The sequence below is a fragment of the Psychrobium sp. 1_MG-2023 genome, assembly GCF_030689115.1.
In the GTDB taxonomy this organism is placed as follows: domain Bacteria; phylum Pseudomonadota; class Gammaproteobacteria; order Enterobacterales; family Psychrobiaceae; genus Psychrobium.
In genome coordinates, this window is record NZ_JAUYVJ010000002.1 from 90,586 (window position 1) to 104,980 (window position 14,395).

Below are 14,395 nucleotides of genomic sequence, written 5' to 3' on the forward strand. Positions count from 1 at the left end.
TAATAAATTAATTAGAAATCTAATTCTGGTACTTCTTTGCCCTGTCGAGCATAAAACTCTTGAACATAGTCTTCGAGTCGGTTTTGCTCAATAGCATCACGTAACTCTTGCATCACACGCTGATAAAAACGTAGATTATGAATGGTATTTAAGCGTGCGCCTAAAATCTCATTACATTTATCTAAGTGATATAAATAACCACGGGTATAGTTTTTACAGGTATAGCAGTCACACTCACTATCTAACGGCGAGGTATCATGCTTATGTTTAGCGTTACGGATTTTGACAATTTCTGTGGTAGTAAACAAGTGGCCATTTCGTGCATTACGTGTCGGCATAACACAATCAAACATATCGACACCACGACGAACGCCTTCGACCAAGTCTTCTGGCTTACCAACCCCCATTAAATAACGAGGCTTATCTGTGGGTAATTTAGGTAGGACATGACGTAAGATACGGTGCATATCTTCTTTAGGCTCACCAACTGCTAAACCACCGACAGCGTAACCGTCAAAGCCAATATCAGTTAAACCTGCTAATGAAACATCGCGTAAATCTTCATAGACACCACCTTGAACAATACCAAAGAGTGCATTTGGGTTTTCTAGTTGATCAAATTTATCACGAGAGCGTTGTGCCCAACGTAATGACATTTCCATCGAGTCTTTTGCCTCTTCCCATGTGGCAGGGTAAGGCGTACACTCATCAAAGATCATCACAACATCAGAGTTTAAGTCGTATTGAATCTCCATAGATACTTCAGCATCCATGAAAACTTTCTCACCATTAATTGGTGATCTGAAGTGAACGCCTTCTTCGGTAATTTTACGCATTGCCCCTAGGCTAAAGACTTGAAAACCGCCCGAATCAGTCAATATCGGTCCTTGCCAATTCATAAAGTTGTGTAAACCACCATGTTCACGCATCACTTCCATACCTGGGCGTAACCATAAATGGAATGTGTTACCTAATAATATTTCGGCCTTACTATCACTTACTTCTTCAGGGGTCATCCCCTTCACAGTGCCGTAAGTACCTACTGGCATAAACGCCGGTGTTTCAACGGTACCACGTTCAAATTGTAATTGACCGCGACGCGCGCGTCCGTCGGTGTTCTTTAACTCAAATTTCATATTAAATCCCGTCAGAGAAACAGTCTGACATTTCTTTCATTACTCTAGATGTGAAGCCACCCCTACTGTTTTTCAAGGGGGTAGCAATGATATTTCTACCGCGCTAATGCTTTAGGCGTTTTTTTCGGCTTAACTTTGTTTCTTTTCTATAAACATTGCATCACCATAACTGAAGAATCGATACTCTTTTTCAATGGCATGGTGATATGCTTTCATTACATTGTCATAGCCAGCGAATGCACTAATTAACATAATCAGCGTTGATTCTGGTAAATGAAAGTTTGTCACCATGGCATCAATCACTTTAAAGTCGTAACCAGGATAAATAAAAATATCACTGTCATCATAAAATGGTGCAATCAACTCACCGTCTTCTAATGCCCTGTTTGCAGCACTTTCGATGGATCGCATCGATGTGGTCCCAACAGCAATCACACGAGAGCCAGCAGCTTTAGTCGCTTTTATCTGCTCGCACACCTGCTCAGAAACTTCAATATACTCTTTATGCATTTGATGCTCGGCAATCGTTTCAACACGTACGGGTTGAAACGTACCCGCACCAACATGCAAAGTGACAAAGGCGATATTAGCCCCTTTGTCTTTTAATTTTGCTAATACTTGGTCATCAAAATGAAGGCCAGCAGTTGGGGCAGCAACCGCACCAGGATTCTTGTTATAAACCGTTTGATAGCGCTCTTTATCACTATCTTCATCAGGACGGTCGATATAAGGAGGCAATGGCATGTGGCCAACTGACTCTAAAACTTCTAATACACCTCGGGCATCATCAAACTTTAATTCAAACAACGTATCGTGACGAGCGACCATCGTTGCCTTTACATCACCATCAAGAATAAGCTCTGTACCAGGTTTTGGTGTCTTTGACGCGCGAACATGAGCGAGTACACGATGCTCATCTAACATTCGCTCAACGAGCACCTCAATCTTTCCCCCAGACGCCTTGCGACCAAATACACGTGCAGGGATCACACGAGTATCATTAAAAATAACTAAATCACCAGGGTTTACTTTGTCGATAACATCAAGGAATTGACCATCAGTAAGCTCACCACTATTGCCATCAAGGCCTAATAAACGGCTGGCACTGCGTTGTTCTTGAGGGTAACGAGCAATTAACTGCTCAGGTAGTTCAAAGGAAAAGTCAGATACTTTCATTACTAAAAATCTTTAAAAAAACATATGCGGCGCTAGTCTATTATCGCGCTGTAGAATAAGCAAGCAAAGGGCGTAGTTTTTGCGAGGTCTTACTAAATTTAAAGCCTAAATAATGATTCTCATTATTTAGGCTTTATTGACAAGGGGAATTACTGACTGTGCAGAGAGACTAATAGCTCAGCTTCGGCTCTTGGCAAGTCACATTGTTGCATTAATTCTTCAACGGTAGCGCCAAGCTCTACCATCTTCATGGCCTGTCCATAAAGCTTAGCTTGTGGGTCACTACTTTGTTGCTGCACTAGTTTATCTTGCCGTTCCATCGCCTGTTGCAGCTTGCCTTCAACTTGTTGTACACGAGAACCAACGCCTACAGCACCACAGCGCATCTCATGTAGCTCACTCTTAAAACTGGCAATTTGCCGCTGCTGTTCTTTAAATAGCAGTTTAATTGCACAAACTTGACGTTGCGTCCGCTTATAGACCCACCAAATTACTAGGCCCAAAATAGCGGCAATGGTTAATGCCGCTATAGCAATAATTTCTATCATTTATATTTTTCCGATAGGCGCATTACTGCTTAAAATGATGCCATATCATCCCATTCGTCATCACTCAGTAGCTTATCTAAATCAACTAAGATAAGAAGCTCATCATCTCGGTTGCAGACACCTTTAATGAACTTAGCACTTTCATCCGTTCCAACGTTTGGCGCTAATTCAATCTCTGAAGCTTTCATATAAACCACTTCAGCAACGCTGTCGACTAAGATGCCAATCACTTGCTTATCCGATTCAATAATAACAACACGGGTGTTATCAGTAATATCAGCAGGCATCAGACCAAAGCGTGAACGAGTATCAATAACAGTTACAACACTACCACGCAAGTTAATAATCCCTAACACATATGATGGGGCACCAGGCACTGGAGCGATGTCACTATAGCGAAGTACCTCTTGAACCTGCATTACATTAACACCATACGTCTCATCTTCTAAACGAAACGTAACCCATTGCAACACTTCGTCATTGTCGACTGTATTGATTGATAATTCAGTTTCTGTATTCATTCGGGTCATTCCTCATTTTCTTTGAGCGATTATATCGACTCGTTTTGCTCAAATAATTCTATTAATGCATCTACGGATAATAAACCACACATCCGTTCTTTGACCGTACCAGCCAGCCAGGGGCATCTTGATAGCTCAGGACGCCATTTAATCTCATCATGGGTTAACTCGCTACTGTCAACTAAGCTATCACAAGCCAACCCCCAATTACTGTCACCTAATACAATAATATACTTATAATCAGTTGATTGTTCTAGTTGTGATTGATCTTTCTCAGGTAAAAGATACAGTGCAGTATCAATCACATTAATATTATGACCACGCTCTATTTGTATTCCTTTAAACCAATTCGGCTTACCGAATAGCTGATTGGTTTTCTTTAAAATATGAATCCCTTTAAGTTTAATTAAAGGGACTGAAAACATATATTCCCCTACCGTGAAATACAAAACGGGGAAGCGCTCATCAAGTTCTTGTTCTAAGACATTCTCGAGATGCTGCTTCACCTCAACAGCAAGTTCAACTTCTACCTCTGATTCAACCTTAACAACTGTCGCCGTGTTTTGCTGTGACTTTGCTTCAGGCTCCTCTTCAATAACAGGACTCACTTCATCGAGGATTTGTAAATCAATCAGATCTTTGTCAACCTCTACTTGAGGCGCAGCTTCGCTTACTTTAGCAAGCAATCGCTCCAATGGCTGGGTTTGAACCGCTGTATCTTCCGGTTTCTCGTCAAGTAATGTTGAGAAATAATCAGCCACAGCCTTAGTTGAACGGTTATCCATTTTTTACCTTAAACGTACTACAAATTAGCTTTCAGAAGCTTCTTGTGAAATTAATGTATCTAGTAATAAGCCATAAGCCACCACACCTCTGCTACGTGGGGCAAATTGCGGTAAAGGGATGTTCCTTTCACTCGCATCGCGAAACTTTGTGTCTATAGGAATAACTTTATCCCAAACACGACTCTCAAATTTCACTTTCATCTGTTCGAGTGCTTGAACACTCGCTTTAGTTCGACGATCGAACATTGTTGGAACAATAAGGTAATTATAGTGGTTACTATTAGAGCGTTGCATAATTAATAACGTTTTTATCATGCGCTCTAAGCCTTTAAAGGCCAAATATTCCGATTGCACCGGTACTATAATCCGACTACTACAGGCTAGTGCGTTGACCATGAGCACACCTAATACTGGAGAGCAATCAACCAATGCATAATCATAATCATCTTCTATGCCATGAAGAATCTTTTTTAAAATTAGTCCCATCCCCTCACGGTGACCCAATTCACGATCTAATGTTGCAAGAGCCATAGAAGATGGAATTAAATCAATATTCTCAACCTGAGTTTTTTGAATAACACGCTTGGTGAGTCTTTGGGTAAATTTTTCTGGGCAAGTGAATAAGTCATATAGAGAGTAATCAAGTTCATCACAATCAATGCCTAGCGAGAACCCCATAGAAGAGTGCGGATCAATATCAACCAATATAACCCGTTTGCCGCGTTTAGCCAGAAGGCCAGCGAGTGTCAGTGCTGTGGTTGTCTTTCCAACACCGCCTTTTTGATTGGCAATACTCCAAACTTTCACACTATAACTCCTGTGTTCGGGTCGTAACAAGCACCCCACCATTAGGTAAATCAATAACCTGAATGGAATTGGCTCCGCTTTGGCCAGAAATATTACTCGCCGAAGAAGCTTCCTCTTGAGGCTCACTAGTCGTTAATACCTGAGGTGTGGGTTTACGCCAACCGAACCGGCTAATCGCAATAACGACACGGCGGTTTCGCGCTCTATTTACAGCAGTATCATTAGCATTCTTAGGCTTATATTCACCATATGCTTCTATGGCTAATCGTTGTGGTTCAACATTCAAACGTTGCAATTCTTGTACAATAGCACTAGCTCTAGCAGATGACAGTTGCCAATTCGATTGAAACTGCTCATTATTGATTGGTTGATTATCTGTATAACCGCGGACGTGAACAAAGTTATTTGCAGGGGCAATAGTATTAATAACTTTAGCTAAGACCTCCTTTGTTTCATCTCGGGTTGCTGCACTACCGCTATCAAATAGTAAACCACTACTGAACTCAATTGTTAACCAATTATCATCCTGTTCTATTTTAGCGTAGCCATCCTCTAAAACCTCAAGTAAGTCTTCGGCTAATTTCTCTTTCATCGAAGAAAAGGGCGTACCTAATAATTTGGCATCAGTTTCAACTAGCTGACTATCACCTTCTACAGGTTCAGTACCGACTTCTTGAAGGAGGCCCTTATTGTATTGGTCCATTTCAGAGATTTTATCACCAGAAGTAAGAATTTCGTCACTGCTATTTTGTTGAACACTACCCTGACTGCCTTTTTTATCATCTACAAGGTGTAAAATTTCACCTAACGAATCTGATAAAATTGTATGTTTTTCTTCTTTTACTAACGCAAAGGCATATAAAACAACAAATAAGGCAAAAAGCAGTGTCATATAATCGGCATAAGACACTAACCAGCGATCCAAGTGCGTATCGTCTGTTACCCCACTACTTCTACGTCGGCTATTTAGCATACGCGATCTTATAAGCCTCTAGCCGTCGCTCAATACTGTTAGGGTTTTCTCCACGGTTAATTAGGAGGACCCCTTCTAAAATCATTTCATAATAAAGAGCGGTTTGAAAAACTTGACGACGTAACTTGTAGTGAATTGGTAAATAAATGAGGTTGGCAAAGCCGACGCCATAAATGGTCGCAACAAAAGCCGTTGCTATACCACCACCTAATTGAGTCGGTTGATCTAAGTACTGCATAGATTGAATCAAGCCTAATACAGCACCTAAGATGCCTAATGTTGGGCTATAACCCCCCATTGCCTCATACACTTTAGCACTATGACCATATTCATCTCGTTGAAAGTAAATCCGGGTTTCAATAGTTTCTCTAATGTGTTCAACTTCCGCACCGTCGATTAAGAGCATCAAACATTCTCTAATCAACGGATCTTTTTCATTATCCAATTCATTTTCTAACGGTAAGAAGCCTTCCGCACGAGAGATGTGCCCCCAGCGAAGCAAGGTATTAATACGCTCTTCAACGTCATACTCTGGCGGAAAAACCACCCATTTAAGCATGGTAAAGCTACGAACAAATTGATGCCATGGCGTTTGAATCATCACCGCGGCAAGTGTCCCTACAAGCACTATCAGTAAGGCTGGTCCATTATAGAGTGTGGCTAGCGCCCCCCCTTCTAATAATTGTCCACCAAGAATAGCCACAAAGGCTAACACCAAACCAAATATGCTTAATCTATCCATGCAGCATCTCTTTTACTAAACTTTCACCAATGGTCTCAAGCGGTAAAACTTTGCTAGTTAATCCAGCACGTTTTACCGCTTGAGGCATACCATAGACAACAGAGGTCGCTTCGTCTTGCGCCCAGACCGTTGCTCCTTTGGTATTTAATAACTTAGCCCCATCACAGCCATCAGCCCCCATACCAGTAAGTACTAAGGTCATGACATTCCCTTCATGATTTTTAGCGATAGAAGCAAAGCTAACGTCAGCGCAAGGTTTGTAGTTTAAATGGGAAGGGCCTTCAGTCACTTTAAGTCGGTTACCTCGCTCAAAAAGCATCTGCATACCACCAGGGGCAAGATATGCATGACCAGGCTTAACAATGTCACCATTGGTGGCTTCTTTAACTTTAATTTTACACAAACGGTCAAGCCTTTCAGCAAAGGCACCTGTAAAAGCCCCTGGCATATGTTGAACAAGCAAGATCGGATAAGGGAAATTTGCTGGCAACTTGCTCAGTACCGCTTGGAGTGCTACCGGACCACCAGTAGACGATGCTATCGCAAGCATGTTATATCGTTTTCCACTCGCTTTAGTAACGCTAGCATTACGGTCAACGGCTCGGCTATTGACCCGATTAGTCGTCGGGGTTCGTTCTAGTGGGCGCTTTAGTGGGGTTGTAGTCGTAGACCGTAACGAACTAGGTGGCGGTCTTGATGCAGGGCTAGCTGCAGGACGTGTTCGAATGGTACGTCTTGCAATGGCTTTGATTCTTTTGGTAATTAGCTCTGAAGCGACCTTTCCTGAACCAGCTATTTCTTCAAACTTTTTAGGTAAAAAGTCAGCTGCACCGGCATCAAGGGCATCTAATGTGGCTTTCGCTCCTTCATGGGTCAACGATGAAAACATTAGAATTGGCATTGGCTGTTTAGACATTATCTCACGAGTCGCATCAATGCCATTCTTAACAGGCATCTCGATATCCATCATCACTACGTCCGGCTTTAACGATAACGCCTTTTCAACACCTTCTTGACCGTTCTTTGCATAGTCAAGTACTTCTAAACCATCGGCTTTGGTGACAATCTCACCAATACATCGTCTAAAAAAATGTGAATCATCAACGATTAATACTTTGATGCCCATATAAACTAACCTCTTATAACTTTCTTTATACTTTTAATAATTGAAAGTTATGCATATTGTTTTAATAAACTTCCTATATCAACAATCAAGGCGATACTACCGTCACTTGTTATTGTTGCACCAGATATTCCTGGAGTTCCATGAAGCAATGCACCCAATGGCTTGATAACCACTTCTTCTTGACCAATTAACCCATCAACCACGAAGCCAACGTCTTGTTGACCAATTTGGACAATAACAACATGCCCTTCTGTTCTTTCGTGACTAGGGTCATAGCCTTTACTTAACCATTCATCGAGATAAAACAATGGAATTGCCTTATCACGGACTACAACAACCTTACGACCATCAACAATGTTTGTTTTAGTTAGGTCAAGATTAAATATTTCGTTGACCGCTGCTAAAGGCAACGCAAAGGTTTGCTCGCCCAATTGAACCATTAGTGTCGGCATGATTGCTAATGTTAATGGCACTGTGATTTTTAATGTCGTCCCCACACCTTTTTCAGATTGAATCTTAACGGTACCATTAAGCTGGGTAATCTTTGTTTTAACAACATCCATCCCCACACCGCGACCAGAAATATCAGAGATTTCAGTCTTGGTTGAAAAACCGGGCGCAAAAATTAATGCATAAGCATCTTCATCACTCATCCGTGCAGCAGACTCTTCATCAAGTACACCACGAGAAATTGCGATTGATTTTAACTTTTCAGCATCCATACCAGCACCGTCATCAGTGATGGCGAGCAAAATATGGTCACCCTCTTGTGAGGCTGATAATACGACAGTACCGTTACGTGGTTTACCATTAGCTTCACGATCATCCGGCATCTCAATACCATGGTCGACCGAGTTTCTTACTAAGTGAACTAGCGGGTCTGCAAGCGCTTCAACTAAATTCTTATCTAGATCGGTATCTTCACCCTCCATCGTGAGAGTGATATCTTTTTTAAGTGTTCTCGCCATATCTCGAACGACTCGAGGGAAGCGCCCAAAAACTTTCTTAATCGGCTGCATGCGAGTTTTCATCACTGACCCTTGTAGATCAGCTGTAACATTATCGAGATTAGCAACCGCTTTAGACATTTCCTCATCGCCACTGGTTAAACCAAGGCTAACTAACCGATTCCGAACTAATACTAGCTCACCAACCATATTCATGATCTCATCGAGCCTTGCGGTATCAACGCGAACGGTTGTTTCTGCTTGTGGTGTAGCAGCTGCTTTTTTCGGCGCAGTTGCGGATGCTTTCTTCGGAGCAGCGGCCACAGGAGCCTTTTTCGGTGCCGGGGCTGGTGAAGGTGCTGCTACAGTGGGTGTCGCTTGCGAAATAGCTTTAGGTGTTGGTTCGTTCTTTTTAGCCGCCTGTAGCTCATCGAGTAGTGCTTCAAATTCTGCATCATCGATTTCATCATCTGTCTTTGATTTCGCTGATTCAGCAACAGGCTTGGTGTGTACCTGGTTTACAGTATTTTCAACTGAAGATGGCGAACCCTTTTCACCATGAAGCTGATCGAGGAAAGCTTCAAACTCTTCATCTGAAATTTCTTCGGAGTCCGACGATGCTGGAGTGACTGAAGCTTTAGCAGCAGTTGGAGAGCCAGCGCCATGAAGCTCATCGAGTAAGGCCTCAAATTCATCATCGGTAATTTCGTCATCAGAAGCAGGAACATCAGTGGACTCATCCTTAACGATAGGTTGTTTCTTACCTGCCTCTAGCTCATCTAATAATGCTTCAAATTCATCGTCAGTTATTTCATCGCCATTACTTTCGACAGCAACTGTCTCCGGCTCTGGTTCAGGTTCAGGTTCAGGTTCAGGTTCAGGCTCTGGTTCCGGTGCTGGCTCTTCAGCACTTTCCGGTTTGCTTAGCCTTTCAAGTTCTTCAAGTAACCGAGGCTCCGCAGGGCTTAATTCTTCGCGTGCTTTAACCAAGGTAAACATGTCGTTGACAGTATCAAGACCCTCAAGAATGACATCCATCAACTCTGGCGTGACACTTCGTTGACCTGTTCTTAACAAATCAAAGATATTTTCAGCGCCGTGACAAACATCAACAAGCTCTTTTAACGACATAAAGCCTGCACCACCTTTGATGGTGTGAAAGCCTCGGAAAATAGCATTTAATAAATCAGAATCTTCCGGGTTATTTTCTAGCTCAACAAGCTGTTCTTGTAAAAGCTCTAATATTTCACCCGCTTCTATCAGGAAATCTTGGAGTATATCTTCATCAACATCAAACGACATAGTTTGCGTCCTTTTAAAATCCTAGGCTAGAAAGCAAATCATCAACATCATCTTGTCCTGAAACAACATCATGCTGTTTTGATTTTGCGACAACGGGCCCTTCAGCTTCAATACAGTTATCAACGCGATCTAATTGCTGTTCGTCATCGTAATGACCAAATAGCTTTAAAATACCAATCAAATTCTCTTCAACATCTTTTACTAAATCAGTTATTTTGTGAAGTACTTGCCCGGTTAAATCTTGGTAACCTTGAGCGAGCACAATGTCATTTAGCTTGGTATTTAATTGTTCAGCATCGTTAACTGATTCTGAAAAATACTTATCTAAAGTAGTACAAAGCATCCTGAACTCATCCACTTTAATCTTACAATCTTTCAAACGCTCCCAAGATGGTAAGATCTCATTAACTGTGGCCTGATGCTTCTGAGCTAACGGAATACACTCATCAACTGCATCCATTGTTTGGTTTGCCGCTTGAGAGGTCATCTCAACGACATAAGACAGACGTTCTTTTGCATCCGGCAATGACGATGAAACAAATGATGAAAAGCGCTCATCAATACTCATATTACTCAATGAGTCGTGCAGTTGACGAGTTAACTTGCCGACACCAACAAAGATGTCTTGCTGCATTTTATGGCTAGCTTGTTCAATAATTTCATTAGCAGACGCAACCTGCCCCTGCTCTAACGCAGAAACAAGTGATTTAGCCTGCTCTAACGAGATATAAGAATTCTCATTATCAGTCATAAGAATATCCGTGTTATAGCTTAAGATTCAATTCGTTGAAAAATCTTATCAAGCTTTTCTTTTAATGTCCCAGCAGTAAATGGTTTAACAATGTATCCGTTTACACCTGCTTGAGCCGCTGCAATAATTTGTTCACGTTTTGCTTCTGCCGTTACCATTAATACAGGTAGATGCTTTAGCTTTTCGTCAGCACGAATATGCTTTAACAAATCAATTCCTTGCATACCTGGCATATTCCAGTCGGTCACTACAAAGTCAAAATCACCTTCTTTAAGCATAGGTAGTGCAGTCGCACCATCATCAGCTTCTTGGGTGTTTGTTAAACCAAGATCTCTTAATAAGTTCTTAATAATTCGTCTCATTGTTGAAAAATCATCAACAACCAGTATTTTCATGTTTTTATCCAAAACGCTCTCCACTATTCAAACTGCAATTCCTTATGCAATCAGCTCCAATTATTTAAACGCCCTTTCAGACGAACCATTGCTTGCGAGTGAATTTGACTCACTCGTGACTCACTCACATTTAAAACTTGCCCTATTTCCTTCAGGTTTAATTCTTCATCGTAATACAATGATAAGGTTAACGCTTCCTTTTCAGGTAACCCTTTAATCGCTTCAGCTAATGCTGTCTGAAAACGTCCAGACACAGCATGGGAATAAGAGTCATCCGATTCAGCCTGTCCATCAACAACCAATACATCTTCAGACACACCCAGATCGTCCATGCCGATTATTTTTCCTGATGCTATATCATTAAGCATTTGTGCATATTCGTCTAGGTTAATTCCTAATTTTTCTGCAATTTCATGCTCTTTAGCATCCCTTCCGTGCTCTTTTTCTACCTCGTCGATTGCTTTTTGTACTGCTCGACTATTTCGGTGTACCGAACGAGGAACCCAATCGCCACGTCTTATTTCATCAAGCATTGCACCGCGTATTCTTATACCAGCAAAAGTTTCAAAACTTGCACCTTTAGAACCGTCAAAGTTTTTCGCAGCTTCGAGTAACCCGATCATTCCTGATTGAATTAAATCGTCTAGCAACACACTGGCAGGAAGTCTTCCTTTTAAATGATGTGCTATTTTTTTCACTAGACCAGCATGAGCTATCACTAACTGATCATTGTTCTGAGATGTTTGAGCGTATGCCGCTGCTTTACTCACCAGAAACGTCTCTGTTATTAGAACGGTTATCAACTAATTGCTCAATAAAGAACTCCAGATGACCGCCAGGCTGATTTGGTATAGGCCAACTTTGCACTTTATTAGCTAAACTTTTATATGCTAACGATGCTGGTGATTGAGGAAACAGATCTGTTATCAGTTTTTGCTTTCTCACCGAGCGTCGAACATTCTCATCAAATGGAATCGTTGCACATAACTCTAAGGCCACATCCAAGAATCGATCCGTTACTCTTGTAAGCTTAGCAAATAATTCCTGACCTTCTCGTAAATTACGTACCATGTTTGCAACAACTTTAATTCTAAACACACCATGCTCACGTGATAATAGTTTAATTAAAGCATATGCATCAGTGATTGAGGCAGGTTCATCACAAACAACTGCAATTACATCTTGAGAAGCTCGAGCGAAACTGACCACCATGTCAGAAATGCCTGCGGCAGTATCAACAATTAATACATCAAAGTCATGGCGCATTTCACTGAACGCACGAATCAAGCCAGCATGCTGGGCAGGCTCAAGTTCAACCATCGATTGTGAACCCGATGTCGCAGGAATGATACTTATCCCCTGTGGACCATGAACAATAATATCATCGAGCTCGCACTCACCTGATAACACATGTGACAGATTCTTTTGCACGCGCAAGCCTAACATTACATCAACATTAGCTAAGCCTAAATCAGCATCCAGCACCAAGGTTCGTTTACCTTGTTGCGCAAGAGCCGCTGCAAGATTTAACGACACGTTGGTTTTACCAACACCGCCCTTACCGCCAGTAACTGCAATTACTTTAATCATTTTTGGTTGAGTCATTTTTCTTAAACCGCTTGCTTGATCCACTTAAATTGCCTATCTATTAAAACTGGAGAATGATGAAGAGTCATTATTTGCTGTCATTTTATCTTGAACCTGACTTAATTGCTCTATCACATTGTTAATTAAACTATTGAGATCGGCTACACCTATATCTTCAGGCACTCGTTGCCCATTTGTCAAATAACCAATAGGTAATGAATGGCCAATCGCCACACTTAAAATTTCACTTGCGCCAATAGCTTCATCCATTTTAGTGATGATACAGCCTGCTAATGGCATTTTTCTAAACTGAATAATAGCTTCCTGCAGTACTTTACGCTGGGCAGTCGCCGGTAAAACCAAATAACTTCTGATATTGACATGACTGGAGTTCATCAGGGTCGCAAGCTGTTCACTTAAACGTAAATCTCGTTGCCCCATACCAGCAGTATCTATTAGCACGAGTCGTTTTTGACGGCATTGGTAAATCGCATCGGCTAGTTGCTGTGCATCTTTGGCTACTTTAACTGGACACCCTAGAATTTTTCCATAGGTATTCAACTGCTCATATGCGCCAATACGATAACTATCTGTCGTTATCATCGCGATTTGGTCACTACCATATTGCATTGCAAACCTTGCAGCAAGCTTTGCCACTGTGGTCGTTTTTCCAACACCTGTTGGACCTAATAACGCGACGACACCACCTTGCTCAAGTACGTCATTATTCGTTGTCGAAATACGTTTGAGCAACGTACTAGCAATAATTTGTTTCGCCTGTTCAAACGTAGCGTCAGGACGCACATCAACAACCAGTTGCTGCGCAACATCAGCCTCAAAACCCATATCACAAAGTTCTGCAGTAAGCATGGCTCTTAACGGGTCTCGACGATTAACATCTTGCTCCATCAGCCCACTGACTTGATGTTGCAATAATTGTCTCATTGATGCCATTTCAGCACGCAACTCTTCAATGGCGGGGTTTTCTTGTTGAATTGCTGGTTCGCGCTCATATGCCTGACTGGTCGCCGTCTGTGGCGATATTGAAGCTGGCTTTTGTAAAGCTTGCGCCCATTCAGGCAGGTTATCCGCGACAGTATTTGGCAATGTAGCTGTGACAGGTTCTGTTGGCTGGTTGTCAGCTGAACTTGCGCCCTGCCCAGACATTGCATTAATTGGCATTTGATTATTTGCTATCTGCTGTGCTTGTTGCTTAATTAAACGCTGCTGAAACCCTGATAGTGACAGTTGATCATCACTTGGCTGGCGACTATTATTGCTCTGTGAGTTCCCTGCGCCATATTGTTGCATAGCAATTTGTGCTTGTGCCTGTGCAGAGAAATTAGCCACAGGCTGTTCAGCTTGCTCAAAACGATCTGCCATAACTTCGCTTGGAGCAGCAACTGTCTGTGACGAAGCAGGTTTCGGCGAAGCTTTAGGTAATACTGCGTTATTGTCTTCATCAACTGCAGCAACAATCTCAACACCGCCATCAACTTTTTTGTTAGACATAATTATCGCATCAGGCCCTAACGCGATCTTGATTTCATCAAGCGCTGAGCGGATATCTTTTGCGACAAAACGTTTAATCTTCACCGT

General features: G+C 41.9%; 15 protein-coding genes. All 15 read right to left on the reverse strand.

The window, feature by feature from the left end:
* Positions 1–11: 11 nt before the first annotated feature.
* Positions 12–1,136 carry a tRNA guanosine(34) transglycosylase Tgt gene (gene tgt / locus Q8W26_RS01460; protein ID WP_101213071.1) on the reverse strand — a complete coding sequence of 375 codons (1,125 nt, stop codon included), beginning with the start codon at positions 1,134–1,136 and terminating at the stop codon, positions 12–14.
* A gap of 129 nt (positions 1,137–1,265) precedes the next feature.
* On the reverse strand, positions 1,266–2,312 hold the full coding sequence (gene queA / locus Q8W26_RS01465) for a tRNA preQ1(34) S-adenosylmethionine ribosyltransferase-isomerase QueA (protein ID WP_101213070.1): 1,047 nt from the start codon (positions 2,310–2,312) through the stop codon (positions 1,266–1,268).
* 149 nt (positions 2,313–2,461) lie between these two features.
* Complete coding sequence (locus Q8W26_RS01470; protein ID WP_101213069.1) at positions 2,462–2,860, reverse strand: DUF2802 domain-containing protein; 399 nt, start codon at positions 2,858–2,860, stop codon at positions 2,462–2,464.
* 29 nt (positions 2,861–2,889) lie between these two features.
* Positions 2,890–3,381 carry a chemotaxis protein CheW gene (locus tag Q8W26_RS01475; protein ID WP_101213068.1) on the reverse strand — a complete coding sequence of 164 codons (492 nt, stop codon included), beginning with the start codon at positions 3,379–3,381 and terminating at the stop codon, positions 2,890–2,892.
* 29 nt (positions 3,382–3,410) lie between these two features.
* Positions 3,411–4,166 carry a chemotaxis protein CheW gene (locus tag Q8W26_RS01480; RefSeq protein ID WP_101213067.1) on the reverse strand — a complete coding sequence of 252 codons (756 nt, stop codon included), beginning with the start codon at positions 4,164–4,166 and terminating at the stop codon, positions 3,411–3,413.
* 24 nt (positions 4,167–4,190) lie between these two features.
* Positions 4,191–4,973 (reverse strand): ParA family protein, encoded by a 783-nt coding sequence (locus Q8W26_RS01485; protein WP_101213066.1) that lies wholly within the window; start codon positions 4,971–4,973, stop codon positions 4,191–4,193.
* Position 4,974: 1 nt separating this feature from the next.
* On the reverse strand, positions 4,975–5,946 hold the full coding sequence (locus Q8W26_RS01490; protein WP_101213065.1) for an OmpA family protein: 972 nt from the start codon (positions 5,944–5,946) through the stop codon (positions 4,975–4,977).
* The gene (locus Q8W26_RS01495; protein ID WP_101213064.1) at positions 5,936–6,688 is read right to left on the reverse strand and encodes a flagellar motor protein; all 753 of its coding nucleotides are present in this window, start codon (positions 6,686–6,688) and stop codon (positions 5,936–5,938) included. Before Q8W26_RS01495 ends, Q8W26_RS01490 begins: the two co-directional genes overlap by 11 nt.
* Positions 6,681–7,814 (reverse strand): chemotaxis response regulator protein-glutamate methylesterase, encoded by a 1,134-nt coding sequence (locus Q8W26_RS01500; protein WP_101213063.1) that lies wholly within the window; start codon positions 7,812–7,814, stop codon positions 6,681–6,683. The genes Q8W26_RS01495 and Q8W26_RS01500 overlap by 8 nt, the downstream gene beginning before the upstream one ends.
* 47 nt (positions 7,815–7,861) lie before the next feature.
* The gene (locus Q8W26_RS01505) at positions 7,862–10,063 is read right to left on the reverse strand and encodes a chemotaxis protein CheA (RefSeq protein WP_101213062.1); all 2,202 of its coding nucleotides are present in this window, start codon (positions 10,061–10,063) and stop codon (positions 7,862–7,864) included.
* A gap of 13 nt (positions 10,064–10,076) precedes the next feature.
* The gene (locus tag Q8W26_RS01510; protein WP_101213061.1) at positions 10,077–10,814 is read right to left on the reverse strand and encodes a protein phosphatase CheZ; all 738 of its coding nucleotides are present in this window, start codon (positions 10,812–10,814) and stop codon (positions 10,077–10,079) included.
* A gap of 20 nt (positions 10,815–10,834) precedes the next feature.
* Positions 10,835–11,221, reverse strand: a complete 387-nt coding sequence (cheY, locus tag Q8W26_RS01515) for a chemotaxis response regulator CheY (protein ID WP_101213060.1) — start codon at positions 11,219–11,221, stop codon at positions 10,835–10,837.
* Positions 11,222–11,259: 38 nt separating this feature from the next.
* Positions 11,260–11,982: an RNA polymerase sigma factor FliA gene (locus tag Q8W26_RS01520; RefSeq protein ID WP_101213152.1), complete on the reverse strand. Its 723-nt coding sequence runs from the start codon at positions 11,980–11,982 to the stop codon at positions 11,260–11,262.
* Positions 11,972–12,814, reverse strand: a complete 843-nt coding sequence (locus Q8W26_RS01525; protein WP_101213151.1) for a MinD/ParA family protein — start codon at positions 12,812–12,814, stop codon at positions 11,972–11,974. Before Q8W26_RS01525 ends, Q8W26_RS01520 begins: the two co-directional genes overlap by 11 nt.
* 36 nt (positions 12,815–12,850) lie before the next feature.
* Positions 12,851–14,392 carry a flagellar biosynthesis protein FlhF gene (flhF, locus tag Q8W26_RS01530; protein ID WP_101213059.1) on the reverse strand — a complete coding sequence of 514 codons (1,542 nt, stop codon included), beginning with the start codon at positions 14,390–14,392 and terminating at the stop codon, positions 12,851–12,853.
* Between the last annotated feature and the right edge of the window lie 3 nt (positions 14,393–14,395).